Source organism: Rhodococcus sp. YH1, from assembly GCF_009939605.1.
Taxonomy (GTDB): domain Bacteria; phylum Actinomycetota; class Actinomycetes; order Mycobacteriales; family Mycobacteriaceae; genus Rhodococcus; species Rhodococcus aetherivorans.
The window spans coordinates 1-24,560 of record NZ_WVTE01000002.1; the positions used below are offsets into that span (position 1 = coordinate 1).

The 24,560-nt window shown below is 71.9% G+C and carries 19 protein-coding genes, 2 pseudogenes and 1 riboswitch; of the genes and pseudogenes, 8 read left to right on the top strand and 13 right to left on the bottom strand.

Annotated features, from left to right (window positions below; genetic code table 11):
- Positions 1-369: pseudogene (locus tag AIIKEEIJ_RS00135) on the top strand (acetyl-CoA C-acyltransferase); the annotation flags it as partial.
- A gap of 63 nt (positions 370-432) precedes the next feature.
- Here AIIKEEIJ_RS00135 and AIIKEEIJ_RS00140 read toward each other — a convergent pair.
- Together AIIKEEIJ_RS00140 and AIIKEEIJ_RS00145 are read right to left on the bottom strand one after the other, a co-directional pair.
- Positions 433-1,989: a long-chain-fatty-acid--CoA ligase gene (locus tag AIIKEEIJ_RS00140; protein ID WP_161994618.1), complete on the bottom strand. Its 1,557-nt coding sequence runs from the start codon at positions 1,987-1,989 to the stop codon at positions 433-435.
- A gap of 129 nt (positions 1,990-2,118) precedes the next feature.
- Complete coding sequence (locus AIIKEEIJ_RS00145) at positions 2,119-3,363, bottom strand: hypothetical protein (protein WP_029542836.1); 1,245 nt, start codon at positions 3,361-3,363, stop codon at positions 2,119-2,121.
- 224 nt (positions 3,364-3,587) lie between these two features.
- Here AIIKEEIJ_RS00145 and AIIKEEIJ_RS00150 point away from each other — a divergent pair, with 224 nt between their 5' ends.
- Both AIIKEEIJ_RS00150 and AIIKEEIJ_RS00155 read left to right on the top strand, forming a co-directional pair.
- A complete protein-coding gene (locus AIIKEEIJ_RS00150; RefSeq protein WP_006939453.1) occupies positions 3,588-4,082 on the top strand; it encodes a MarR family winged helix-turn-helix transcriptional regulator in 495 nt (164 codons plus the stop codon).
- Entirely contained in the window at positions 4,075-5,865 is a 1,791-nt protein-coding gene (locus AIIKEEIJ_RS00155; protein ID WP_161994619.1) for an AMP-binding protein, read from the top strand. Before AIIKEEIJ_RS00150 ends, AIIKEEIJ_RS00155 begins: the two co-directional genes overlap by 8 nt.
- Positions 5,866-5,912: 47 nt before the next feature.
- Here AIIKEEIJ_RS00155 and malQ read toward each other — a convergent pair whose 3' ends face one another.
- From malQ to AIIKEEIJ_RS00170, 3 genes are read right to left on the bottom strand one after another with little or no spacing between them, the layout of a single operon-like run.
- The gene (malQ, locus tag AIIKEEIJ_RS00160; protein ID WP_161994620.1) at positions 5,913-8,048 is read right to left on the bottom strand and encodes a 4-alpha-glucanotransferase; all 2,136 of its coding nucleotides are present in this window, start codon (positions 8,046-8,048) and stop codon (positions 5,913-5,915) included.
- A gap of 48 nt (positions 8,049-8,096) precedes the next feature.
- Entirely contained in the window at positions 8,097-8,762 is a 666-nt protein-coding gene (locus AIIKEEIJ_RS33880; protein ID WP_161994621.1) for a response regulator, read from the bottom strand.
- On the bottom strand, positions 8,759-10,525 hold the full coding sequence (locus tag AIIKEEIJ_RS00170) for a sensor histidine kinase (protein ID WP_231385888.1): 1,767 nt from the start codon (positions 10,523-10,525) through the stop codon (positions 8,759-8,761). Before AIIKEEIJ_RS00170 ends, AIIKEEIJ_RS33880 begins: the two co-directional genes overlap by 4 nt.
- Before the next feature lie 268 nt (positions 10,526-10,793).
- On the opposite strand from AIIKEEIJ_RS00170, the gene AIIKEEIJ_RS00175 reads away from it, so the two are divergent.
- Positions 10,794-12,446, top strand: coding sequence for a protein kinase domain-containing protein (locus tag AIIKEEIJ_RS00175; RefSeq protein ID WP_161994622.1), 1,653 nt, complete (start codon positions 10,794-10,796; stop codon positions 12,444-12,446).
- An 84-nt stretch (positions 12,447-12,530) separates the two neighbouring features.
- Here the strand turns inward: AIIKEEIJ_RS00175 and AIIKEEIJ_RS00180 are convergent, their stop codons facing one another.
- Both AIIKEEIJ_RS00180 and AIIKEEIJ_RS00185 read right to left on the bottom strand, forming a co-directional pair.
- Positions 12,531-13,916, bottom strand: a complete 1,386-nt coding sequence (locus tag AIIKEEIJ_RS00180; protein WP_161994623.1) for a YbjN domain-containing protein — start codon at positions 13,914-13,916, stop codon at positions 12,531-12,533.
- Positions 13,917-14,050: 134 nt separating this feature from the next.
- The gene (locus tag AIIKEEIJ_RS00185; RefSeq protein WP_161994624.1) at positions 14,051-15,046 is read right to left on the bottom strand and encodes an alpha/beta hydrolase fold domain-containing protein; all 996 of its coding nucleotides are present in this window, start codon (positions 15,044-15,046) and stop codon (positions 14,051-14,053) included.
- A gap of 291 nt (positions 15,047-15,337) precedes the next feature.
- Here AIIKEEIJ_RS00185 and AIIKEEIJ_RS00190 point away from each other — a divergent pair, with 291 nt between their 5' ends.
- A complete protein-coding gene (locus AIIKEEIJ_RS00190; protein ID WP_202916356.1) occupies positions 15,338-16,699 on the top strand; it encodes a wax ester/triacylglycerol synthase family O-acyltransferase in 1,362 nt (453 codons plus the stop codon).
- Positions 16,700-16,705: 6 nt separating this feature from the next.
- On the opposite strand, the gene AIIKEEIJ_RS00195 is transcribed toward AIIKEEIJ_RS00190, so the two are convergent.
- The 4 genes from AIIKEEIJ_RS00195 to AIIKEEIJ_RS00210 all read right to left on the bottom strand — a co-directional run bounded on the left by AIIKEEIJ_RS00195 (position 16,706) and on the right by AIIKEEIJ_RS00210 (position 19,992).
- Positions 16,706-17,470 (bottom strand): ATP-binding cassette domain-containing protein, encoded by a 765-nt coding sequence (locus AIIKEEIJ_RS00195; RefSeq protein ID WP_161994626.1) that lies wholly within the window; start codon positions 17,468-17,470, stop codon positions 16,706-16,708.
- Positions 17,467-18,261 carry an ABC transporter permease gene (locus AIIKEEIJ_RS00200; protein ID WP_029542848.1) on the bottom strand — a complete coding sequence of 265 codons (795 nt, stop codon included), beginning with the start codon at positions 18,259-18,261 and terminating at the stop codon, positions 17,467-17,469. The genes AIIKEEIJ_RS00195 and AIIKEEIJ_RS00200 overlap by 4 nt, the downstream gene beginning before the upstream one ends.
- Positions 18,242-19,276: an ABC transporter substrate-binding protein gene (locus AIIKEEIJ_RS00205; protein ID WP_161994627.1), complete on the bottom strand. Its 1,035-nt coding sequence runs from the start codon at positions 19,274-19,276 to the stop codon at positions 18,242-18,244. Before AIIKEEIJ_RS00205 ends, AIIKEEIJ_RS00200 begins: the two co-directional genes overlap by 20 nt.
- Positions 19,273-19,992 (bottom strand): TenA family protein, encoded by a 720-nt coding sequence (locus tag AIIKEEIJ_RS00210; protein ID WP_161994628.1) that lies wholly within the window; start codon positions 19,990-19,992, stop codon positions 19,273-19,275. Before AIIKEEIJ_RS00210 ends, AIIKEEIJ_RS00205 begins: the two co-directional genes overlap by 4 nt.
- Positions 19,985-20,084, bottom strand: a riboswitch (TPP riboswitch). It overlaps the preceding gene by 8 nt.
- Before the next feature lie 123 nt (positions 20,085-20,207).
- On the opposite strand from AIIKEEIJ_RS00210, the gene AIIKEEIJ_RS00215 reads away from it, so the two are divergent.
- The 3 genes from AIIKEEIJ_RS00215 to AIIKEEIJ_RS00225 all read left to right on the top strand — a co-directional run bounded on the left by AIIKEEIJ_RS00215 (position 20,208) and on the right by AIIKEEIJ_RS00225 (position 23,281).
- Entirely contained in the window at positions 20,208-21,749 is a 1,542-nt protein-coding gene (locus AIIKEEIJ_RS00215; RefSeq protein WP_161994629.1) for a carboxylesterase family protein, read from the top strand.
- A 129-nt stretch (positions 21,750-21,878) separates the two neighbouring features.
- Entirely contained in the window at positions 21,879-22,613 is a 735-nt protein-coding gene (locus AIIKEEIJ_RS00220) for a FadR/GntR family transcriptional regulator (protein WP_029542852.1), read from the top strand.
- On the top strand, positions 22,610-23,281 hold the full coding sequence (locus AIIKEEIJ_RS00225) for a sterol desaturase family protein (RefSeq protein ID WP_161994630.1): 672 nt from the start codon (positions 22,610-22,612) through the stop codon (positions 23,279-23,281). Before AIIKEEIJ_RS00220 ends, AIIKEEIJ_RS00225 begins: the two co-directional genes overlap by 4 nt.
- 19 nt (positions 23,282-23,300) lie before the next feature.
- Here AIIKEEIJ_RS00225 and AIIKEEIJ_RS00230 read toward each other — a convergent pair whose 3' ends face one another.
- Both AIIKEEIJ_RS00230 and AIIKEEIJ_RS00235 read right to left on the bottom strand, forming a co-directional pair.
- Entirely contained in the window at positions 23,301-24,044 is a 744-nt protein-coding gene (locus tag AIIKEEIJ_RS00230) for an IclR family transcriptional regulator (protein ID WP_338020885.1), read from the bottom strand.
- A 2-nt stretch (positions 24,045-24,046) separates the two neighbouring features.
- Positions 24,047-24,560: pseudogene (locus AIIKEEIJ_RS00235) on the bottom strand (APC family permease); the annotation flags it as partial.

Sequence of the window (24,560 nt, forward strand, 5' to 3'; positions counted from 1 at the left end):
CTCGCGGTGATCGAGTCCGTCGCCACCGCCGCGCTCGAGCCGGAGCTGATGGGCTACGCGCCGGTCCTCGCCCTGCACAAGCTGTTCGAGCAGACCGGCACCACCCCGGCCGACATCGACACCGTCGAGCTGAACGAGGCGTTCGCCTCGCAGGCCGTCGCCGTGATCCGCGACGCCAAGCTCGACCCGGCCAAGACCAACCCGTACGGCGGGGCGATCGCCCTCGGTCACGCGGTCGGCGCGACCGGCGGCATCCTGACCCTGCGGGTGGCCAAGGACCTCGTGCGCCGCGACCTCGAACTCGGCATCGTCACCATGTGCATCGGCGGCGGCCAGGCTCTGGCCGCCCTGCTGCGCCGGGTGCGCTGAGCCGGGCCGCTCCGCGGCCGGTGCGTCCTTTGGGCTGCTGCAGCAGCCCAAAGGCCGCACCGCTCAGAGGGTCCGTTCGTGTCCGGCCCAGTAGGGGGCCCGCAGGGAGCGCTTGAGGATCTTCCCGGTGGGGTTGCGCGGCAGCATGTCGACGATGTCGATGGTCGCGGGGCACTTGAACTTCGCCAGGTGCCGGCGGGTGTAGTCGATGAGTTCCTGCTCGTCGGCCTTCTGGTCCGGGGCGAGCACCACCACCGCCTTGACCGTCTCGCCCCACTTCTCGTCCGGGACGCCGATGACCGCGACCTCGGCGACGGCCGGATGCTCGACGAGGACCCGCTCGACCTCCGGGCAGTACACGTTCTCACCGCCGGTGATGATCATGTCCTTGAGCCGGTCCTCGATGAACACGAAGCCGCCGTCGTCGACCCGGCCCATGTCGCCGCTGCGCAGCCACCCGTCGGCCGTGATCGTCTCGGCCGTGGCGTCGGGCCGGTTCCAGTACCCGGGGGTGGTCTGCGCCGAGCGCCACCACAGTTCGCCGATCGCGCCCGGGGCCGCGTCCTCGAGCGTGGCCGGATCGACGACGCGCATCTCCACGCCGGGAATGGGGGTGCCGGCCGACGCCATCCGCGCCTCCTGCGCCGGATCGCGGTGCACCTCCGGCAGCAGCGCCGTGATCACCCCGGCGAGCTCGGTCATGCCGTACACCTGGACGAATTCGGTGTCCGGCCACGCGGCGAGCGCGCCGCGCAGCAGCGGCAGCGGCATCGGCGCGGCGCCGTAGGTGATGCGCTTGAGCCGGGAGAACGCCCCGATCGCGTGCGCTCCCGCGCCGAGGACGGCCGCTATTACCGGGGGCACCAGGAAGGCGATGTTCGCGCCGGCCGCGAGACCCGTGAACAGCGACGGCGCGTCGGCCTCCCGGGTGAACACGCACCGGCGGCCGTCGTGGATACCCATGATCGCGTAGCAGGTGCCGCCCACATGGAACAGCGGCATCGCCACCAGCAGGCAGTCACCCTCCGTGAACGAAAGCACCGCGAGCACGTCCTCGGAGTGCGCGAACAGGTTGCGGTGCGTCAGCTGCACACCCTTGGGCCGGCCGGTGGTGCCGGAACTGTAGAGCAGCAGCGCGGTGGTCTCGGGCGCGACGTCGGGCAGGGTCGCCGGCGCGGCCGCCGCGAGCCACGGCTCGAACTCGTCGTTCTCCCCGCCCACGACGACGATCTTCTGCACCGTGGACAGCCGGGGTCGCAGCGACTCGATCTCCTGCGCGAATTCCGCTCCCACGAACAGGATCCGGGCGCGCGAGTCGTTGATCACGTAGTCGAGCTCGTCGCCGGCGAGCCGGAAGTTCGGGATGGCGTTCGCCGCGCCGAGCGCGGAGGCGGCGAAGGTGACCTCGAGGCACGCGAGGTTGTTCTTGTCGACGAATGCGACGGTGTCGCCGGGTCCGACGCCGTCGGCGGCGAGGGCGCCGGCGAGGTGGAGCAGTCGCTCGTGCCACTGCGCCCAGGTGTGGGTGCGGTCGAGGTACTGCACCGCGACCTCGTCCGGTTTGGTCTGCGCCCAGTGCGCGACGCGGTCGAGGATGACGGACGGGGCGGGGACGGACATGCGTGAGCCTCCTGGGGGAACAGGTGCCGCCGTGTGGCGGGTGTCACACAGGTTATTGCCGGCGGGGCGTGGCGTCTCGGAATCGGACGTATCGCCGCCGGGCGGGTCCCGTGGTCCGGCTCCGCGAGGTCAGGGCAGGCAGGCGGCGTAGCCGCCGGCCTCGAAGGTGGCGGTGTCGCAGTACGCGGCCCGCGGGTAGTAGGGCCCCATCGTCGCGGCCGGATCGCCGCCCTGTGCGGCCTGCACCGACTGCGGGTAGAACGCGTCGGCCGGCAGCATGTTCCGGTAGAGCAGAGTCTTCTTGGGGACCTCGGTCGAGCCCCACGGCAGCACCGTCACCGTCGGATCGGCCGTGGCGCGGGCGGGCACGTCCTGGGGCGCCGCGACGACGTAGGTGAACCAGCCCTCCGCGTCGGTCGCCGTCTCGAAGTCGGCCGCGCACGCGACCACCGGGTACGGGGTGACCTGGTCGTTCTGGCACATCGACCAGTACCGCACCTGGCGGCCGGGCGTGGTGACGGGTTCGCCGGCGCGGGTGTCGGGGAACGTGGGGGCCTTGCCGCGCACGACGAGGATCCGGCCCGGCTGGTACGTCAGCACGGAGCCGATGTACTTGTTGTCGCCGTTCGGGAACAACCCGGACGTGGTGGCCGGGCTGACGAAGGTCGCCTCGGGGTTGTTGCCGGGGAAGGCGCCGGACGCCGCGCCCTCGACGATGCGGTCGACGGCCGCCTCGGCGGCGCGCTCGACCGGTCCGCTGCCGTAGTCGGCGGGGTCGAAGTCGGAGCTGCACGTGGGCACCGGCACGGCGCGCCCACCCTGGTGCAGCGTCACGTCCGGTAGCGGGACCCCGCCGGTCGGGGAGGCCGGGTCGTCGGGCACATAGACCCGGACGATGAGGAATCCGGCCGGTGCGGTGGGTGACCCGCCGGTGGGCAGCGCGCCGATCTCGTTGCGGGCGTGGTCGGCCGGACCGGTGACGACGGTGGCGCTCCAGCGCCGGGCCGAGGCGGGCAGCCCCTCGGCGGCCGCGTCCGCGAACGGGTTCCCGCTGCCCGGATCGGGTGCGATCTGTGCGTCGCGCAGGGTGTCGACCGTGTCGAAGTTCGTTCCGTAGGTGTTGAGCGAGAAGTACCGGGCCGCCGGATAGGTGCCGTGCAGTTCGATGCTGTCGCCCGGGGCCAGCGCGTACGGCAGCACCCAGTAGGTGGCATCGACGTCGGGGAACGCGATGTCCAGCACGGTCGAGTCGGACCGGAACTGCCACGCGCACGAGCCGACGGGTTCCTGGGCCGCGGAGGTCGCGGGCGTCAGCAGTGCGTGCGCCGCCGCGAGCAGGCCGACGAGCACGGCGGTCCGTCGCCGGCCGCGCACGGCCGTCGCGGGATCGGGTTCGGCCGTCGAACGATCGGGTGCGGCCACGGGGAACTCCTTCGCCGGGGGCCTGGTCCTGTCGCATCATCTGTACCGGAAACGGGCAGGCCGGGCCTGCGGTTCGGGGAAATTCGCGATCGACGCCGTGCGTCTCGGCGCGTCTGTGCGGTGCCGCGGGGAGAGGCGATTGGGGTGTCGAGCGGCACAGGGCTTACAGTTGCGTCGTGCAACACAAACGGGAGGTTGCGGCGCAGTCCGCAGCGGCCGGTGTATCCGAGGTATACGACGAGTTCGTGTACCTGATTCGCCATCTCACAGCGGGGGAGCGCGCCCACGACGACGTGCTCTCGCTGGCGCAGCATTCGATGCTCGGCTTCATCGACCGCAACCCGGGCTGCCGAGCCACCGACATCTCGGATGCGTTCAGCGTGAATCGGTCGACCGTCTCCCGTCAGCTGCGCAGCTGCATCGACGCCGGGCTCGTCCAGGCGCAGGCCGGACCGACCCGGCTCGGCCACCCGCTCCGGCTCACCGACCGGGGCCGCGAGACCCTCGCCCGCACCGTCGCCGGACGTCACGACGAGATCCGCGCGGCGCTGACCGGCTGGGGCCAGGACGACATCGATCGGTTCGTCGACATGCTGCGCCGCTTCCGCCAGGGAGTGGAACACCGGTCCACTGCCCGCCCCGACCACAACGAGGGAGACGCTCGTGCGTGAGTACACCACCCCCGCCCAGTTCACCGTCGGCGACGACGAATCGGTCGTCCGCACGGTCTTCACGCACGCGGAGAAGACCCCGCACCGCGTGATGTACTCCCGCCCGGAGGGAGAGGACTGGGTCGCCGTCACCGCACGGCAATTCGCCGAGCAGGTCTCGGGGGTCGCCAAGGGCCTCGTCGCGGCGGGCGTGCAGCCCGGCGACCGGGTGGCCCTGCTGTCGGCCACCCGCTACGAGTGGGCGCTGTTCGACTACGCCATCTGGGCCGCCGGCGCCGCCACGGTGCCGATCTACGACTCCTCGTCCACCGAGCAGATCCGCTGGATCCTGCAGGACTCCGAGGCGGTCGTCGCCGTCGTCGAGACCGCGCGCCACGAGGCGCTGTTCGTCGACATGCCGGAGACCCTGCGCCGCACCCTGCGGATCGAGGGCGGCGCCGTGGAGACGCTGATCGCCGAGGGCGCCGGCGTCGACGACGCCCAGCTGCAGGCCCGCCTCGACGGCATCCGCGCCGACGACCTCGCCTCGCTGGTGTACACCTCGGGCACCACCGGCCGGCCCAAGGGCTGCATGCTGACCCACCGCAACTTCTACAGCGAGGTCCGCGGCATCCTGACCGCCTCGATCGGTGAGGTGGCCAAGCCGGGCAGCCGGGTGCTGACCTTCCTGCCGCTCGCGCACGTGCTGGCCCGTGCCGTCTCGCTGGCCGTCTTCGAAGGCGGTGCGGCGCAGGCGCACTGGTCGGACTTCGGCACGATCTCCGCCCAGTTCGAGCGCTACGCCCCGAACACCATCCTCGGCGTGCCGCGCGTCTTCGAGAAGGTGCGCGACGCCGCGGCGCGCAAGGCCGCGGCCGGCGGCAGGTTCAACGCGGCGATCTTCGCGTTCGCCGAGGAGACCGCCATCGCCTACAGCGAGTCGCTCGACCACGGCGGTCCGTCGTTCGTGCTTAAGGCCAAGCGCAACATGGCCGACAAGCTCGTCTACGCCAAGCTGCGGCAGGCGATGGGCGGCGAGTGCTGGTTCGCGATCTCCGGTGGTGGCGCCCTGAGTCCCCGTCTCGGCCACTTCTTCCGCGGCGTCGGCGTCCCGATCTACGAAGGCTACGGCCTGACCGAGAGCACCGCCGCGCACAGCGTGAACGTGCCCGGCGCCCAGAAGATCGGCACCGTCGGCCAGCCCATGGGCGGCAACAGCACCCGCATCGCCGACGACGGTGAGATCGAGCTGCGCGGCGGGGTCGTGTTCCAGGGCTACTGGCGCAACGAGAAGGCCACCGCCGAGGCCTTCCACGACGGCTGGTTCCGCACCGGCGATCTCGGCGAGATCGACGAGGACGGCTACGTGAGCATCACCGGCCGCAAGAAGGACCTCATCATCACCGCCGGCGGCAAGAACGTCTCGCCCGGGCCGCTCGAGGACCGGATGCGCTCGCACACGCTCGTCTCGCAGGCCGTGGTCGTCGGCGACGGGCGCAGCTTCATCACCGCGCTGCTCACCGTCGACCCCGAGGTGCTCGACAACTGGAAGGCCGAGAACGGGAAGGCGCCGACGGCCACCATCGCCGACCTGCGGCACGACCCGGCGCTGCACGACGCGCTGCAGTCCATCGTGGACGACGCCAACTCGATGGTCTCCCACGCCGAGGCCATCAAGAAGTTCGTCATCCTCGACCGAGACCTCACCGAGGAGACCGGTGAGCTGACGCCGACGCTGAAGATCAAGCGCAACGTCGTGACCGAGCGCTTCGCCGCCGACATCGAGAGCATGTACGCGAAGTGACGCGCGGCCGGCCGCCGGGTTCGGAACCCGGCGGCCGGCCGAGACGCTCAGGCCTCGTCGGCTGCGGAGGGATCCGGGGCCGGCGCCACAGCGGCGAGCAGGGCCGCGAACCGCTCGTTGCCGGGCAGATCGTCGAGCAGCACGGTCCTGCCCTTCTCGTCGGCCAGCGGGATCCGCCAGTTGGGGTACTCGTCGGTCGTGCCCGGCTGATTCTGGCTGCGCCGCTCACCGACCGCGTCGGCCAGCGACACCCCGATCAGCGCCGACGGGCTCGCCGCGACGAACCGGTGCAGTGCCTCGACGGTCCGCTGCTCGTCGGCGACCTCGTCGAGCAGTCCGCGCTCCCGCAGCACCGCCAGCACGGCGTCGCGTTCGGCGGCCGCGTCGGCGGCCTCGGTCTCCAGGTCCCGTTCGAGCAGACCCAGCTCGGACCGCAGCGTGATGTGTTCTCCGGCAAGGAAACCCGCCGTCGGTGGCAGGTCGTGCGTGGTGACCGACGTCAGGCACAGCTCCCGGTAGCTCTCCGGGGGCCGGGGGTCGTCACCGTCGCGCTCGAACCACAGGATCGACGTCCCGGCGATGCCGCGGCGGGACAGGTACTCCTGCACCCAGCTCTCGAACACGCCGAGGTCCTCGCCGATCAGCACGGCGTCGGCCCGGTGCGCCTCGAGCGCCAGGATCCCGATGAGGGCCTCGTGGTCGTACGTGACGTACGTGCCCTGATCGGGCGTGCAGCCCTCGGGAATCCACCAGGTGCGGAACAGGCCCAGGATGTGGTCCACCCGCAGGCCGCCGGCGTGGCGCAGCGCGGTGCGCACCACGTCGCGGTAGGGCCGGTAGCCGAGCTCCGCGAGCCGGACCGGATGCCAGGGCGGCTGGGTCCAGTCCTGACCCTGCCGGTTGAAGTCGTCCGGCGGCGCACCGACCGTCATGTCGCGGATCAGGGCGTCGCCGAGCGTCCAGGCGTCGGCGCCGTCGGGACGGACACCCACCGCGAGGTCGTGCACGATGCCGACGTCCATGCCGGCGGCACGCGCCGCGGACTGCGCCTCGGCGAGCTGCTCGTCGCACAGCCACTGCAACCAGCAGTGGAACTCGATGCGCTCGGCCAGCTTGGTGCGCTGCCGCGCGACGTACGGCGCGTCGGGGGTCGCCGCCAGGGTCTCCCAGCGGGCGCTGCGATCGCCGAACTTCTCGCTGAGCGCGCACCACAACGCGAAATCGGTCAGCGCGTCCCCGCCCGCGGCGCGGAACGCGTCGAACTCCGCCTGCCGCGCCGGGCTGCGCGGCACCCGGAACACGTGCCCGAGCACGTCCAACTTGGCCCGGAACGCGGCGTCCCGGTCGATGCGCTTGTCCTTGCGGTTCGACTTGGCGAACTTCCCGGCGTACGCCTCGAGCGTCTTGCGGTGCTTGCGCGGCAGGAACGCCGCCTCGCGGATGTTCTCCACCCGCAGATAGATCGGGTGGACGAACCGCCGCGAGCTCGGCAGGTACGGCGACGGCTCGAGCGGCGGCTCCGGCTCGCCTGCGTGGACGGGATTGACGAGCACGAAGTCACCGCCGTCCACCGAGGCGGTGATCGCGGCGAGGTCCGCCAGGTCCGCGAAGTCGCCGACGCCCCACGACCGCTTCGACCGCACCGAGTACAACTGCGCGGCCAGGCCCCGGCGACGTCGCTCGAGGAGCCGGTCGGCGGTGCCGAGACGCGCGGGTGTCACCACCAGGGTGGTCTCGGCCTCGGTGTCGTCGCTGCGGGCGTGCAGGGTGTGCCACCCGAGCGGCAGGTCCGGGACGGCGAACGTCGCGCGGCCGACGAGCCGGCCGTCGACCTCCCGCGGATCGACCCACACGTCGCGCTGCGCGACGTCGACGACGTCGCCGTCCTCGGTGCGCACCTGCACCTGCACCGCAGTGCCGTGGGGCACGTGCACGGGGAAGGTGCGCTCCTCGCCCTGCACGACCACCAGGACGGGTGGCAGCATGCGCCGCCACGGCTCGTTCGGCAGATCCGCGAGGACGGCGTCGATCTCCGCCTCGGTGCCCGCGGACACGCCCAGCGAGGCCAGGACCCGGCGCAACGTGTCGTCGCTCGCGTAGTGGTCCTGCTTGTCCCACCCCACATACGAGGTGGCGATCCCGAATTGCTCGGCCAGTTCCCGCAGCTTCACCGTCGATGTCACGACACCCGATCATGCCAGGTCGCGGACCACTCGGCAGACCCGGCGATGTCAGTTGCGGACTGCGGGGCCGAGGTACGCGAGCACGGCCAGGACGCGGTGGTGGCCGTCGGGTTCGGGGGGCAGGCCGAGCTTGTCGAAGACGGCGCGCACGTGCGCGCCGACGGTACGTTCCCCGAGGGACAGGGCCGCTCCGATCGCCCGGTCCGAACGGCCTTCGACCAGGAGGGTGAGGACCTCCCGTTCCCGGGGGGACAGTTCGTCGAGGGCCACCCGGTCGCGGTGCGGCCGCGAGACCAACCGGCCGACCACGTCGGGATCGATCGCCGTTCCGCCCGCCGCGACGCGGTGCAGCGAGCCGAGGAACCCGTCGATGTCGGAGAGGCGGTCCTTGAGCAGATATCCCAGACCGGCCGTCCCGCCGGCGAAGACGTTCATGACGTTCTCGGTTTCCACGTACTGGGACAGCAGCAGCACGGCGGTGCCCGGGAAGCACCGGCGAATGGTGAGGGCGGCCTCGATGCCCTCAGTGGTGTGGGTGGGAGGCATCCGGATGTCGACGACGGCGAGGTCCGGGCGCTGCTCGCCGACCAGCCGCAGCAGGGCCTGCGCCTCCGCGGCCTGGCCGACCACCTCGATTCCCTCGTCGTGCAGCAGGCCGGCGATCCCCTCGCGGAGCACCGCGGAGTCGTCGGCGAGCACCACCCGGAGGTTCACGACGGCTCCCCGGATGTCCCGGTGGTGAGGGGAAGGGACAGCGTCAGCGTCGTTCCGCCCCCCACGGGACTGTGCACGGTGAGCACCCCACCGAGGGCCGTGGCCCGGTCCGCCAGTCCGCTCAACCCACCGCCGGCGGTCAGCGTCGCACCGCCGCACCCGTCGTCGGTGACGACCATCCGCAGCATCCCGCCGTCCCGGCGAAGGTCGATCTCGATGTGGGTGGCGCCGGAGTGCTTGGTGGCGTTGGCCACCGCCTCGGCGGCGATGAAGTAGGCGGCGAGTTCGACAGAGGCGGGAGCCCGCACGGTGAGGGTGTCGACGATCTCCACCGGCAGCGGCGCGCGCTCGGCCAGGGCGGTCAGCGCGGCGGCGAGCCCGTGTTCCTGCAGCACCGGGGGATAGACACCCCGGGCCAGTTCCCGCAGTTCCACCAGCGCCGAGTCCAGTTCGGCCGTGCCCTCGTCGAGCAGCTCCTGCTTGCGCTCCGGCTGGGATGCCCGCTGCGCACGCCGCAACAGGATCGTCGCGGCAACCAGGCGTTGCTGCGCACCGTCGTGCAGGTTGCGTTCGAGCCGCCGCCGTTGGGCGTCCCCGGCGGCGACGATCCGCTCCCGGGACCGGCGGACCTCGGCGAGCTGAGCCTGCAACTCGGACTGGAGGCGCTGGTTGTCCAGCGCGAGGGTCGCGGCGCTGCGCACCGCCGCGAGCAGTTGCGGCTGATGTCGCAGCGACCGGTCGTACACCAGCGCTCCGACCGGGACGCCGTCGCGTTCGAGGACGGTCGCCGCGCGGGGGTCGTCGTCGTCCGGCAGGCTCTGCGGCTCCCCGTTCGCGTCGAGATAGCTGTTCCACTGTGGTGACCATGACCACAGGATCAGGCCGGGGTCGCGCAGTGCCTTGCGCAGCGCGTGGACGAACTCGTCCCCGAGCGGGGCCGCACCGACCTCGATCATCACGTCGCTGACCGCGCTGCGCGCGACCCGGTAGCGCCACAACCCGACCAGCACCGCCACTGGAAACAGCGCGGTCGCCAGATAGCTCAGGTAGGCCGTCCACACGTTCCCCACGCCGGAAGACCGCGCCGTGACCAGCCCCGTTCCGATCACCGTGGCGAATCCGAGAATGCCGGCGATCCACAGGGGCGCGAACGCGGCCCGGTAGGCCGGGGACCCCGACCGCCAGCGGGCCAGCAGCACGCCGATCACGACCACACTGATGCCGATGGCAATTGCGCCGAAGACGAGCTGCAGCCCCCTGAAGATCGCCGGGTCGTCCCGGACCAGCAGCAGGTTGGGCGCGGTGAAGCGTTCTGTACCGACCATCACGGAGGGGTTGTAGAACATCAGATCGAGCAGGACCGAGACCAGGAAGTACACATAGCAGCCCCCGACGAACCACCGTTCCCACCGCCGGTTCAATCGCCCCGTCGGAAAACCGAGCAGGATATGGATCAGCACCGGGAGATACATCACCGTCAGCGCCGCGCCCACGGTGAAGACGACCGGATTGCGTGACGCACCGCCCCCCTTCACCAGCCACAGCACCCCGGCCAGCACCATCAGCCGTCCCGTGTTGTCGTCCGGGCGGCTCCGCCACGCGATGATGCCCGCCGCGACGAAGGCGACGCCGACCGCGGGGAAGGCGACCAGTTCCGCCGGGCCGACGGGCGGACCGCCGGGCCAATCGAGCGACACCACCACCACCGCGACCACCAGCAGGGTGGTCACGGCGACGATGGCCGGCACTGTTCGACGACTCACGACGAGGCCTCCGATCCTCGCTCCCAGCATCTCGCTCCCGGCCCCGCCGGACCACCGTGCTGGCACTGTTCGACCATCTCGGCCGTCACGTGATTCGGCGGCAGCGCCTGCACGGAGATCCGTACCGTGCCTGCACGGAGCCCCGGCCGGTGTCTGCACGGTGCGCTCCGCGCCGGACCGGCGCCAGGTCGGCGGACAACCGCGCGCCGCAGCGGTTCCGCCGACGATCCCCGAGGGGTTGAATAGAGGAGGTGGGCCGCTTCGGGAGGTGGTGGCGGTGACGGGGAACGGGGCTCCCGGGCCGGGTTCGGTATTTGCCGGGTACACCATCGAGCGGCTGCTCGGCGCGGGCGGCATGGGTTCGATCTACCTGGCGCAGCACCCGCACCTGCCGCGCAAGGTGGCCCTCAAACTTCTCCACCCCGCCCTGACCGCCGACGACAGCGTCAAGGCCCGCTTCGAACTCGAGGCCGACCATGCCGCGCGCCTCGAGCACGCCAACATCGTCCAGGTCTACGACCGCGGCTGCGAGGACGGCCGGCTCTGGATCGCCATGCAGTACGTCCCCGGCACCAACGCCGCCGCGCTGCTCGGCCACGGGCCCGTCCCGCCCGAGCGGGCAGTCCACATCGTCTCCGAGATCGGCAAGGCACTCGACTACGCCCACCAGGCCGGGGTGCTGCACCGGGACGTGAAGCCGACGAACATCCTGCTCGCCGAACCCGCCGGCCCGGGCGAACCCGAACGGGTCCTGCTCACCGATTTCGGCATCGCCAAGGCCCTCGACGAGGCGGGCGGGCTCACCCGCACGGGGATGTTCGTCGGCAGCCTGCAGAATGCCGCACCCGAGCAGTTCGACACCACCGCCGCGCTCGACCACCGCACCGACATCTACTCGCTCGGCTGCACCCTCTACCACCTGCTGACCGGCCGCCCCCCGTATTCCGGCGACACCCTGGCGAAGCTGTGGCACGGACATGTCCGCAGCCCGATACCCCGGCCGAGTGAGGCTCGACCCGACCTGCCGAAGGCGTTCGACGCCGTCGTCGCGGGTGCCCTCGCGAAGGACCGCAACGACCGCTACGACACCTGCAGGGAACTCACCGCCGCCGCCCGGAACGCCCTCACCTCCGAGACCACGACCACCGTCCCTGCTCCGGCAGCCGACGACACCCTGGCCCGGACGGTGGCGGTGGACACCGCGTCACCGAGCAGGGTCGCCGCGACGCGGCGCGCGACGCGGCGCGGCGGCAGCGCGGCACCCCTGCGGGTGGTGCTCGCCGACGACTCCGTGCTGCTGCGCGAGGGTATCGCCCGGCTGCTGTGCGACGAGGGGATCGACGTCGTCGGCGAGGCCGGCGACGCCGCCACCCTGCTCGGTCTCGTCGCCGACGAGCGGCCCGACGTCGCCGTCGTCGACATCCGGATGCCGCCGACCCACACCACCGAGGGAATCGTCGCCGCGGCGGCCATCCGTGCCGACCACCCGGACACCGCGGTGGTACTGCTGTCGCAGTACGTGGAAACCGACCACGTCATGAATCTGCTCGCCGACGGGGCCGCCGGCCTGGGCTACCTGCTCAAGGATCGGGTCGCCGACATCGACGAGTTCGTCGACACCCTGCACCGGGTCGCCGAGGGCGGCTCGGCCATCGACCCCAGCGTGGTGAGCCGGATGGTGGCCCGGCCCCACCGCGACAGCCGTCCCATCGACACGCTGTCCACCCGCGAACGCGAGGTCCTCAGCCTCATGGCCGAGGGCCGCTCGAACCGGGCGATCGGGGCGGCCCTGTTCCTCGGAGAACGCACCGTCGAGGCGCACGTCCGGGCGATCTTCCTCAAGCTCGGTCTGCACCCCGAACCCGAGGACCACCGACGCGTCCTGGCCGTGCTCAAGCATCTCGAGGCGACCACCCCCTGAACCACCCCGGCTGCCGAAGGCCACGCCGGGTGCCCGCGCTGCGGCCGCGCCGTCCCGCGGAAACGGCTCGCCCGCACGAGGTGCTCAGTCGGAGAGTTCGTCGAACAACGTCGGCTCGTCCGGGTTCTCGAACAGCTCGATCTGCTCGGGTGGGGACGGACGCGGCCGCCGCACGCGTGTGGTGGCGGTGCCCGCCGGGGGCACGAGCAGCCGCATCGCTGCGGTGAGCGAGCGGCAGGTCAGCTCCCACTCCTGCGCCTTCGCCTCGGCGCGGGCGGTGCCGGCGCCGTCTCCGGCCGCGGCACGCCCCATCGCCTCGGCCTGCCAGCAGACCTGCGCGTCCACGCTCATCCGCAGGAAACGCAGCAGCTGGTCCGGTTCGTCGCCGGCCATGCGGGCCACCGTCCGGGTCTCGACCTCCGCCCGGCCGTCGAGATGGAGATCGCGCAGCGCCAGCAGCGTCGGCGGCAGGTCCTCCTCAGAGTCCGTCGTCCACGGCGGCAGCTCGTCCGGGGGCGGCGGCACACCGTCGTGGTCGGTCTCGTGCAGCAGCTCGCCGCCGAGGCGGGTGCCGAACGCCTCGTCCAGCCCCTCGAGGAACTGCGCGACGTGGTCGAGCGTGGTCAGCAGGTGGGCCGGCACGAACGGCGACGCGGGCAGGTGTGCCGCCACCGCGACCCGGTCCTCGACCAGCACGAACTTCAGGTGCGGCCACCGGCGGTTGAGGTCGGCGACGACCTCGGCGGCGCGGGTGCGCCCGGTGATGTTGTGGACGATCGGGGCGAACACGTCGACGGTGCGCTCGTGCGGCCCGACGCCGACGAACACGAGCAACCCCGCGACCCGCAACGCCAGGTCGCCGTCCTCGTCCCACAGCGGGACGTCGCCGATCCGCTCGCGCAGCGTCGACTCGATCAGCTCGCGCACGTGCTCCTCGCCCGCGGTCTCGACGGCGAGCGGAAGCGCGGCCGGCGGCGGCGTCTCCTCGGCGGGCGCGGGCAGGTCGAAGGCCGCCGCCCGGCCGGCGCCGAACGTCTCGGTGCGCAGGAACAGCGGATGCGGCACCCCCCACACCCGGCGCAGCGCCGTCACCGCGACGGCCGCGAGCTGGTCCGCCCACGCCGCGGGCCGGTCCATCCAGTAGGCGGGGGACCCGCCGTCCTCCGGGTCCTCCGGTCCCCGGGACGGTTCGCGCCAGCCGAGCTCGGCGAGCAGCGCCTCGTCGGCCGGGCGGAGGCGACGGTCGCCGCCGAGGTGGGCGTTGGACGGCACCTCGCACCGCACCTGGCCTGCACCCCACGCGTAGAACTGCACGCACGGTCCGGCGGGTCCGGTCTCCTCCTCGACGAGCGGCTCGAGGAGCAGCCCGTCGCCGTCGCACATCGACGCCACGTGATCGGCGAGCCGTGCCCGGAACTCGCTCCAGGACCGGTCGACGTCGCGGTCGAATCGGCTCTCGGTGTCGGTCACGATCCGCCCCCCTTTCCCAGTGCTGCCGGACCAATCTGTGCCGGAGACACTAGTCGCGCCGTCCGACAGGTGCCCGGCTCGGCGCGGGTGGTGGTCGCCACGTGGCACCGGCGGGGTGGTCCGGTGGGGGAATCTCAGCCGACGCTGCGGACGAACGCTCCGATCGAATCGACGGCTCGCCCCGCCTCGGGCACGAGGCCCGCCGCGGCCTGGAAGACGTGCACTTGCCGTTCCCACACCTGCAGCTCGCAGGGCACGCCGGCGCCGGAGAGGCGCCGGGCCATCAGCTCGGCGTCCACGTACGTCATCTCCTCCGAGCCGGTCTGGATGAGGGTGGGCGGCATGGCGGTCAGGTCGGCGTCGACCGGTGACACCGCGCGCGGACCCGGCCGGCCGGAGGCGGCGTCGATGCGGGCGATCACAGCGGCGAGGGCCGGAACGGCGCGGCGCGGGAACAGGGCACACCGGTACGAATTGGGATGTTCGAGCTTGCCGCGGGTGTCGAGGTCGGTCAGGGGCGAGAGCGCCACGTTGCCGGCCGGCCGGCCGAGACCGAGCCGCAGCGCCTCGAGCGTCACCTGGAAGGTGAGGAATCCGCCGGCGGAGTCGCCGGCCACCACGATTCGTTCCGTCGGGTAGCCGTGCGCGATCAGCCACCGTAGCCCCTCGATGCCGTCCTCGACCGCGCTCTCGATCGGGTGTCCCGGCAGCATGCGGTAGGCGACGCTGAGCACGGGTGCCCCGGCCGCCGACGAGATGCGGGAGACCATCTGCCGGTGGGTGGTCAGGCCGCACACCAGGAACGCGCCGCCGTGCAGGTAGAGGATCGCCGTGGCGCCGTCGGCTCCGGGGGCGGCGAGGAACTCGGCGTGGCAGGACGGCAGCCGGACCGGGTGCCGGTGCGTGCCGGGGACCGGCTTGAGGGGGAACGCCAGCCGGTCCACCACGCCCGTCGGCCAGGGCAGGTGCGGGGCGCGCGCCCACGCGTCGATGACCGGCTTGACGGTGCTGCGCACCGAGAAGGTCAGCGCCTGCGACGGCAGGCTCACGCCGGCGACCTCGCGGCGGAGCACCGGCCGCGGCACGGGCGGATACGACAACGACGGATGGTTCGACGCGGTACTCGTCACCGGGACCTCCTCGTCCTCACCTGCTCGGACGGAGCCCTCTCGTCGACGGCTCCCGTCTTCTCTCTCGGCCCTTCTCCGAGGCGTTCGCGGCGTTCGTCCGGGTCGGTTGCCCGACAGTACGACGAGGAATCGCCGGGGCGAAGCATCGTGACTCGATGGAGACCGGACAAAGGGAACTCCGCAGGTCGTCGGCGTGCCCGTTATCGATCCGGTACGGCCGTCCGGTCGCCGGACGTACCATCCATCCCAGCGTGCGACGGCGGACGAAAGGGGGCTGTCCCGGTGGGATACATGCCTGTGACCGACTCGATGTTCCTGATCGCCGAGTCGCGGGAGCGCCCGATGCACTTCGGCTCGCTCGAGCTGTTCACGCCGCCGCCCGACGCCGGTCCGGGATACGTCACCGACCTCTACAACCGGCTGGTCGCCGACGCGCAGGTCGACGAGCTGTTCCGCAAGCGCCCGGCCGACCCGGTGTCGAGCCTCGGCTACACCTGGTGGGCCGTGGACGACGAGATCGACCTCGAGTACCACGTCCGGCACTCGGCCCTGCCGGCGCCGGGCCGGATCCGTGAGTTGTTCACCCTCGTCTCGCGCCTGCACAGCGGCCTGCTCGACCGGCACCGGCCGCTGTGGGAGGCCTATCTGATCGAAGGGCTCGCCGACGGCCGGTTCGCCGTCTACACGAAGATGCATCACGCGCTGCTCGACGGGGTCTCGGGGCTGCGGCTGCTGCAGCGGACCTACACCCCCGATCCGAACGTGCGCGAATTCCCGGCGCCGTGGCACCTGCCGGCCCGCCCCAGCTCCGGCACCCGGGAGCAGGACTCGCTGTTCGCTGCGGTGCGCTCACTGGCCGGCGACGTGATCGGCGCGGCGCCCGTCGCGCTGCGGATCGCCCGGACCGTCCTCGGCGGGCGCCGCGTCGCGTTGCCGTACGAGGCACCGCGGTCGATGTTCAACGTTCCGATCGACGGGACGCGGCGCTTCGCGGCGCAGTCCTGGAGCCGCGAACGCATCACGCGGGTGCGGCAGGCGGCCGGGGTGTCGAGCAACGACGTCGTCGTCGCCATGTGCGCAGGTGCCCTCCGCGCCTACCTCCTCGAACAGCAGGACCTGCCCGATCTTCCGCTGATCGCGATGGTCCCGGTGTCGCTGCGAGCCAAGGACGCTCCCGATTCGGCCGCGGGCGGCAACAGCGTGGGGGTCACGCTGTGCAACCTCGGCACCCATCTCGAGGATCCACTCACCCGGCTCTCGACGGTCAGTGATTCGATGGCGGAGGGCAAGACCCTGTTCGCCGGGATGACGCCGCTGCAGGCGACGGTGTGGTCGGCGCTGAACGTCGCCGGGCTCGCGCTGGCACCGATCTCGGGCGCCGTCTCCCTGGCCCCGCCGCCGTTCAACCTCATCATCTCCAACGTGCCGGGACCGCGGGAGCGGGTGTACCGCAGCGGGTCCCGGCTCGACGGGATCTACCCGGTGTCGGTGGTGCTCAACGGCCAGGCACTCAACATCACGCTGACCACCACCGCCGACACCGTCGACTTCGGCGTCGTCGGATGCCGCCGCACGGTCCCCGGCCTGCAGCGGCTGCTCGGCCACCTCGAGGACGCCCTTGTGGAATTCGAGGTGGCACTTGACATTTCGTGATCGTCGTCAGTCCGGCAGTGCGGAACTGCGTGGTCCGGTGGCGTGCAGGACGTCGACGAGCTCCTTCTCGAGGGTCACGAACTCCGGCGACGTCAACGTGTCCAGACCCCGGGGGCGGGGCAGCGGCACCGTCACCTCGTGACAGATCCGGGCCGGGCGCCGCGTGAGCACCAGCACCCGATCCGACAGCAGCAGCGCCTCGCGCACGTCGTGGGTGATCATCAGCACCGTCCACCGGTCCCGCTGCCACACCTGCTGCAGCCACAGCTGCATCTCGGTGCGCGTCAGCGAATCCAGGGCCCCGAACGGTTCGTCCAGCAGCAGCACCTTGCGGCCCTGCAGGACCGTCCGCGCCAGGGCCGCGCGCTGGCGCATCCCGCCCGAGAGCTGCCGGGGGGCGGCATCCTCGAACCCGGCGAGGCCGAAGGCGGGGAACAGCGCCCGGGCCCGGGCACGCGCCTCGCCACGCGGCACGCCCTGCACCTCGAGGCCGAGTGCGCAGTTGCCGAGCACGGTGCGCCACGGGAACAGCAGGTCTTTCTGCGGCATCAGGGCGGCCCGTCCCGGTGCGGCCGGCCGGTCACCCACCGTGACGGCACCGGTGTCGGGAGAGTCGAGACCGGCGATCAGCCCGAACAGGGTGGACTTGCCGCACCCGCTCGGGCCGATGAGCGAGACGAACTCGCCCTCGGCCACGGCGAACTCGGCGCCGTCGAGGACGGTGCGCGCACCGAACGCCTTGTGCACGCCGGTGACCGTGACGGCGTTCATCGCGGGCTCCTCGTCGTCTGCGCCCACGGCGCCACCACCCGTTCCACGGCGTAGGTGAGCAGGTACAGCGCCAGCGAGACCACCGCGGTGACGAGCACCGCCGCGAGCACCAGATCGGTCCGGAACGAGTTCTTCTGGGTGCTCATGTAGATCCCGAGCCCCGACGTGGCGCCGACGTATTCGGCGAAGACCGCACCGACGACGGCGTAGGTGACCCCGATGCGCAGCGCCGTGAAGAACCGGGGCAGCGCCGACGGCAGCCGCACGTACAGGAACTCCTGCCAGCGGGAGGCACCCATGCTGCGCAGCAGCGCTCCCGCCTCCCGGTCCGCGGCCGCGAAGCCCTCGATCAGGCCGATCGCCATGGGGAAGAACGTGGCGAGCGCGATCACCAGGATCTTCGGCAGCAGCCCGAATCCGAACCAGATGATCATCAGCGGCGCGATCGCGATGATCGGCAGGGTCTGCGACACCACGAACAGCGGCACCAGGGCGCGGCGCAGCCACGGCGAGAAGTCCACGACGATCGCGAGGAGCCACGCCACGACGAGGGACACCGCGAAACCGACGAGGGTGACCTGCAGCGTCGACCAGGCATGGCCCGCGATGTCGTCGCGGTGTGCCCAGCCCTGCCCGAGGACCCGGGCGGGGGAGGGCAGCACCTGCGGGCGGATGCCGCTGAGCGTCACGTACAGCTGCCAGCCGACGGTCAGCGCGGCGACGACCAGCACGGCCGGTGCGACGCGCCGCACCCAGGGATTCCGGGTCGGGTCAGGGCGTGAGGTAGTCATCGGTGAAGTACGTCGACCAGTCCGGCTCGGTGGTCAACGGCTTGCCGTCGGGGCCGGAGAGCAGGCCCTTCTCGAACAGGAACCGGGAGTACCCGGTCCACCGTTCGAGGGTGAGGGTGCCGACGCGGCCGTTCTCGTCGCGCAGGTAGCCGGCCGACAGCATCCGCTGGCTCTCGTAGACGAGATCCTCGTCGGGGAAGGCGCCGGGCTCGGCCTCGATCAGCGCGCGGGCTCCGCGGTCCGGGTCCTGCGCGGCGATCTCGTAGCCGCGCTGGACGGCCTGCACGAACGCCCGGGCCTGGTCCGGATGTTCGGCCAGCCAGTCCTCGTTGCCGTCGATCACGATCGCGTAGGCGTCGGGGAACCCGTAGTCGGTGTAGCGGAAGTAGCGCATCGGCAGCCCGCGGTGCTCGGCCTCGATGCCTTCCCACGCCAGGTACGAGACGGTGAAGTCGGCGGTGCCGGAGTACACGGCCTCGTAGGCGGAGGTGCCCAGGGTGACGGAGGTGAAGTCGCCCCGCCCGCCGTCGTTCCGGATCACCTGCGCGAGCGTCTCCTCGTCGCCCGGGTCGCCGAAGCCCGCGTAGGTGCGGCCGTCGAGGTCCCGGGGCCGGGTGAGGTCGGCGCGGTCGGCCTTGACGGCGATGCCGGTCGCCCAGTGCTGCAGCGGCGCGAGCACCGAGACGGTGCGCGAGCCGGCCGCCCGGGAGAACGTCGCCTGCGCCTGCGTGGAGATGCCGAACTCGGCGTTGCCGGCGTCGACGAGGGTGTCCGGGGTGGTGTTGTTGTAGGGCAGGAACTCGACGTCGAGACCGGCGTCGGCGAACAGGCCCTCCTGCTGGGCCACGTACAGGCCGGTGTGGTTGGTGTTCGGCGTCCAGTCCAGGGCGAACCGGATCGTGTCGCCGGAGTCGTCGTCGCCGGTGCCGCCGGCGCAGGACGCGGTGAGCAGCAGCGCCGCGGTGAGGGCGGCCAGGACGGTGAGCCGGCGACGCAGCCGGGAGGTGGTCGTCATGAGGCCGGCCAGTCCTGCGTGTTCAGCGCGGTGTCCCAGAACAGCAGCTCGTAGCGGGTGGCGATCGTGAACGCCCCGGCCATGGCCTCGCGCTCGGTGTCGGTGGCCGCCGCCGCCGCGACGTCGACGAGCTCGCGGGCGGTGGCGACCGCGGCGTGGAACTCGGGCGCGTCGTAGGTGGTGACCCACTGGGCGTATGGGTGGGTGGGGTCCGCGGTGAGCACGTCGGCGGCGCGGACGGCCAGCTCGCGGCCGACCTCGGCGTAGATCCAGAAGCACGGAAGCACCGCGGCGGCGCCGACCGGATACGGATCGGTGGCGACCGTGGCGGTCAGGTAGGAGACGTAGCCGAGGCAGGCGGGGGAGTGCGCGGGGGTGTCCTCGGCGGGCGGCAGGACACCACCGGTGAGCAGACCCCGGTGCAGGGCCGATTCCTCGGTGGCGGCCGTCGCCGCGCTGTTGGCCCAGAACGCGGCGGTGGCCGGGTCCGGGGCCTTCGCCGCGAGGAGGGCGAGCGCCTTGGCGTAGCCGGCGAGGTAGAGGGCGTCCTGCTCGATGTAGAAGCGGAACGCGTCGAGCGGCAGGGTCCCGTCGCCGAGCCGGCGCAGGAACTCGAGGTCGTCGATGGCCTCGCGCAGGACCTTCGTACGGTCCCACAGCAGATCGGTGAAGCGCTCGGTCCCCTCCGGGACCGACGCATGGGCAGGCATGGTCATGCCGTGACATCCCTTCGTCAGCATTACCTGATCAGGTTCGACGGGTGTGATCTCAGCTCCCGCTCGTGTGCGGAGCACCCCGTGTCTACGGAGGCGACGATAGCACCGGGTGTGGCTCGCCCCACGCGGGCCCGGGGTGCCGGGTCGCCGGGGCTGCGCGTGCAGCCTGTCTGTTGTTGGTACCTTGGCCCCAGACCGTTCGTTCGGGAGGGACCGTGGACGCCGAGACTCTCATCGTCGGGTGCAAGTACGGCGACGTACGCGGCTACCGCGACGGTTCCGTCTACGCGTGGAAGGGCGTCCCGTACGCCGCGCCGGCGTCCGGCGACCTTCGGTTCCGCGCCCCCGAACCGCCGGAGCCGTGGACCGACGTGCTCGACGCCCGCCGGTTCGGGCCCATCGCGCCGCAGGGCCGCAACAATCCCATCCCCATCGACCCGGGCCTGTCGATCGGCGAGGACTGCCTCTCGCTGAACATCTGGGCACCGGAGCCGGACGGGGAGCCGCGGCCGGTGATGGTCTGGATCCACGGCGGCGCCTACGTCCTCGGGTACTCGGGTCAGCGGATCTACGACGGACGGTTGCTCGCCGAACGCGGGGACGTCGTCGTGGTGACGGTCAACTACCGGCTCGGCGCCCTCGGCTTCCTCGACTTCTCGTCGTTCTCGACAGCCGGGACCACCTTCGAATCCAACGTCGGGTTGCGGGACCAGATCGCCGCGCTCGAGTGGGTGCGCAACTGCATCTCCGCGTTCGGGGGCGACCCGGACCGGGTCACCGTGTTCGGCGAGTCGTCGGGCGGCGGGTCGCTGACCACCCTGATGACCGTGCCCCGCGCCGAGGGCCTGTTCCACCGGGCCATCGCGCAGAGCCCGCCGGCGACGTCGGCATACGGGTCCGAGCGGGCGGCCCGGGTCGCCGAGCGGTTCCTCGAGATCCTCGACCTCACGCCGGCCCGGGTGTGGGCGCTGCGGGACATGCCGCACGAGACGCTGACCGATGCGGGCGACGTGCTCGTCGGGGAGATCCCCACGAAGTTCCCCGGCACGCTCGCGATGGCGCCGGTGGTCGACCGCGACCTGGTGCCGAAGTACCCGGTGGCGGCGTTCCAGAAGGGGCTCGCGCACCGGATTCCCCTGATCATCGGGTCCAACAAGGACGAGCCGTCGATCTTCCGCTTCATGAAGTCGCCGCTGATGCCGGTGAGCGACGCCTCCGTGCAGGCGATGCTCGACGCGCTCGCCGCGGATCATCCGGAGCTGCCGCCCGACCGCATCGCGGAGATCATCTCCGCGTATCCGGACGTCTCGAAAACGTCGGGGGCGATGGCGCTTTCGCGGGACGCCGGGTTCCGGATGCCGGTGGTGTGGATCGCCGACGCGCACAGCGCCCACTCGCCGACGTGGGTGTACCGGTTCGACCACGCCACCCCGATGCTCAAGGCGGCGCGGATCGGCGCCGGCCACGCCACCGAACTGCCCTACGTCTTCGGCAACTTCGGGACCCTCGATCGCGACCCCACGTTCTGGCTCGGCGGCCGCAAGGCCGCGACGGTGGTCTCGGGCCGGATCCAGCGCCGCTGGCTGGCCTTCGCGCACCACGGTGTGCCCGCCGCGCTGGACGGGTCCCGGCACTGGGCGCCGTACGACACCGGAAAGCGGATGACCCTGCTGATCGACAGCACCGACACCCTTGTCCCGGACCCCGACAGGGTGCTGCGTGAGGCCTGGGGCGACCAGGTGATGGGCTTCAGCTGATCGGGCGGCTCCGTGCGGGCCGAATGTCACATCACTTCGCTCAGATCGACCTGCTGTGACATTCGGCCGACACCAAACTGGTATGACCACTTGACCTCTGGCCGGGTTCCGGCCTACGGTCGGTCCGTGATGTTCGAGCCGATCGCCCGCAAGTCCGCCTCCGGCGAGGTGTACGACCAGATCGCCGCCCGGGTGCTCGGGGGCGACCTCGCCGCCGGGGCGGCGCTGCCGAGCGAGCGCAACCTGGCCGAAGCGTTCGGTGTATCGAGACCCGCTGTCCGCGAGGCGATTTCCCGGCTGTCCCACGCGGGTCTGGTGGAGGTGCGCCAGGGGGAGGCGACGTCGGTCCGCGACTTCCGCACCCAGGCCGGTCCGGAGCTGCTCCCGCGGCTGCTCGTGCGCGACGGCCGGCCCGACTGGGACGTCGTCCGCAGTGTCCTCGAGGCCCGACGCCTCATCGGCCGTCAGGTTGCCCGGCTCGCCGCCGCCCGCGCGACGGACGAGACGGAACCCCGGTTGCGCGACGCCGTGGCGCGGCTCGCGACGGGAGAGGACCCCGTCGCGCTGCAGGTCGCCGCCCTCGAATTCTGGGAACGCGTCGTCGACGCGGCCGACTCCCTCGCGTTCCGGTTGATCTTCAACAGCCTGCGCAACGCCTACGAACCGGCCATGACCGCGATGGCCGGCGTCCTGGTCGCCGAAGTCGGCCGCACCGACCTCTACGAACGGCTCGCCGGCGCGATCGTCGCCCACGACGAGGACGGCGCCGAACGCGCCGCCGGGGAACTGCTCGACCTGGGCACGTCGGCCCTGACGACCGCCATCGACCATGCGGAACACGCAGATGCGAGGAGCCGGGCATGAGCACGGATCGGACCGAACGGCGTAGCCGTCGCACCTCGATCGGCCTGCGGGACGCCGCCGCCGAGTTCGCCCGGCACCCGTCGCCGTGGATGATCGGCGCGATGCTCGCCGCCGCGAGCGTCGCGCGGGTTCTCCGCGGCGACTGGCAGATCTCCGACGCCCTGGTCCCACTGGTCGCCTTGCTGGTGTTTCCGCTGGTGGAATGGGTCATCCACGTCGGCATCCTGCACTGGCGGCCGCGCCGGATCGCCGGGCTGACGCTGGATTCGCTGTTGGCCCGCAAGCACCGCGAGCACCACTGCGACCCGCGCGACGTGCCGCTGATCTTCATTCCCTGGCAGACCCTGGTGTGGCTGCTGCCGGTTCTCGTCGCCGGCGCATGGCTGGTCTTCCCCAGGGCCGGCCTGGCACTGACGTTCCTGGTGACGGTGGGCGTCCTGGGCCTGAGCTACGAATGGACGCACTACCTCATCCACACGGACTACCGCCCGAACTCGCGGCCCTACCGCGCGGTGTGGCGCCACCATCGGCACCACCATTTCAAGAACGAGCACTACTGGTTCACCGTCACCACCGCGGGCACCGCCGACCGGATTCTCGGCACCGAACCGGACCCGGCCTCGGTCGAGACGTCGCCGACCGCCCGGAATCTGCACGCGTCCCGCTGACCCGGCGCGTGGACTCCGCTCACGTGCGTCGCGCTGCGCCGGGCAGCCGCAGGCGCCCGGCGAACTCGTGGAGCAGATCGATCAGATCCCGATCGTCGGTGCGGATGCGCCCGGTACCGCCGATCGCCGCGAGGCATCCCACGATCGCGGCGCCGTCGTCGCGCACCGGGACGGCGACCGCGGTGCGTCCCTGACGCAATTCGTCCTGCTCGACGGACACATCGAGGCTCCGGATGCGACTCAGCTCGATCGCGAGCCGGTCGAGCTCGACGATCGTGCGCGGCCCCACTTTCGGCAGGGCTGTGCCGGGGACGAGATGGGGGCGGTCGGCGAGAAGCAGCTTCCCGATCGCGGACGCGTGCAGGTGCCGGGTCAAGGACGACTCGCCCAGCAGCTCGTGGTCCGGGTCGCGATCCACCAGCCGGATCCGGTCTTGTTCGTAGGACGCCAGATACACCCCGTGCCGCACCTGGGCGCGCAGATCCTCGAGCACCTCGGCCACGGGCCACGTCTCCGCGTGCGGTGCTGCCGCCAGCTCCTGCGTCCGTCGGCCGAGCGCGAAACCCGACAGGTCGTGCACCCGCACCAGATAGCCGTCGGCGACGAGGAGGTTGAGCAGCCGGTACGCGGTCGCCGGCGGAATGCGGGTGAGCCGAGCCAGATCCTTGGCCGTCGCGCCCGAACCCAGCTGAGCTACCGCCTCGAGCAGGGCCAGCGCACGCTGCACGGCCGTCGGCTCCCGGCCGGTGACCTCGCGCGCCACCGTCAGAGGTCCCGATGCGGGCCGCGGTCGGCACGCACCAGGGTCATCGCGCCGAGCCGGTCGGGTGCGAAGACCCCGGCGCCCGGCAGCACGTCCGCGGATTCCGCGCTGTCGAACACCCCGATCGCCGTCGCAGCGCGTGGCGTCCGCCGCCGGAGCAGGAGATACCACAGGGGTCCCGCGGCGAGCAGCAGCAGGGGGACGGCCACCACGGCGGGATCGACCGCGACGATGCCGGAGCCGACGACGCAGCCGAGCAGCAGCGCGCCGCCCGCGGCCGCAGCACCACCGACGAGGGTCGAGCCGCGGGTGTGCTCGCCGATTCTGGTCAGGAAGCGCAGGGAGGCGACGGCCACCAGGACGTACGCGACGAGCACCGCGACGCGTACCGCGTGCTGAAGCCCCGCGACGAGATGCGGAGCCCCGGCCTTGGCGACGGCGATCGTGAGCGCCACCAGTCCAGCCGCGGCGACGGCGCGGTACGGCGTGCGGTACACCCGGTGCACCGCGGCCAGG

Coding starts and splice junctions, on each gene's coding strand:
- AIIKEEIJ_RS00140 (WP_161994618.1), bottom strand. CDS start 1,989: ATGTCCGTCCCCGCCCCGTCCGTCATCCTCGACCGCGTCGCGCACTGG.
- AIIKEEIJ_RS00190 (WP_202916356.1), top strand. CDS start 15,338: ATGCCTGTGACCGACTCGATGTTCCTGATCGCCGAGTCGCGGGAGCGC.
- AIIKEEIJ_RS00195 (WP_161994626.1), bottom strand. CDS start 17,470: ATGAACGCCGTCACGGTCACCGGCGTGCACAAGGCGTTCGGTGCGCGC.
- AIIKEEIJ_RS00200 (WP_029542848.1), bottom strand. CDS start 18,261: ATGACTACCTCACGCCCTGACCCGACCCGGAATCCCTGGGTGCGGCGC.
- AIIKEEIJ_RS00205 (WP_161994627.1), bottom strand. CDS start 19,276: ATGACGACCACCTCCCGGCTGCGTCGCCGGCTCACCGTCCTGGCCGCC.
- AIIKEEIJ_RS00210 (WP_161994628.1), bottom strand. CDS start 19,992: ATGACCATGCCTGCCCATGCGTCGGTCCCGGAGGGGACCGAGCGCTTC.
- AIIKEEIJ_RS00220 (WP_029542852.1), top strand. CDS start 21,879: ATGTTCGAGCCGATCGCCCGCAAGTCCGCCTCCGGCGAGGTGTACGAC.
- AIIKEEIJ_RS00225 (WP_161994630.1), top strand. CDS start 22,610: ATGAGCACGGATCGGACCGAACGGCGTAGCCGTCGCACCTCGATCGGC.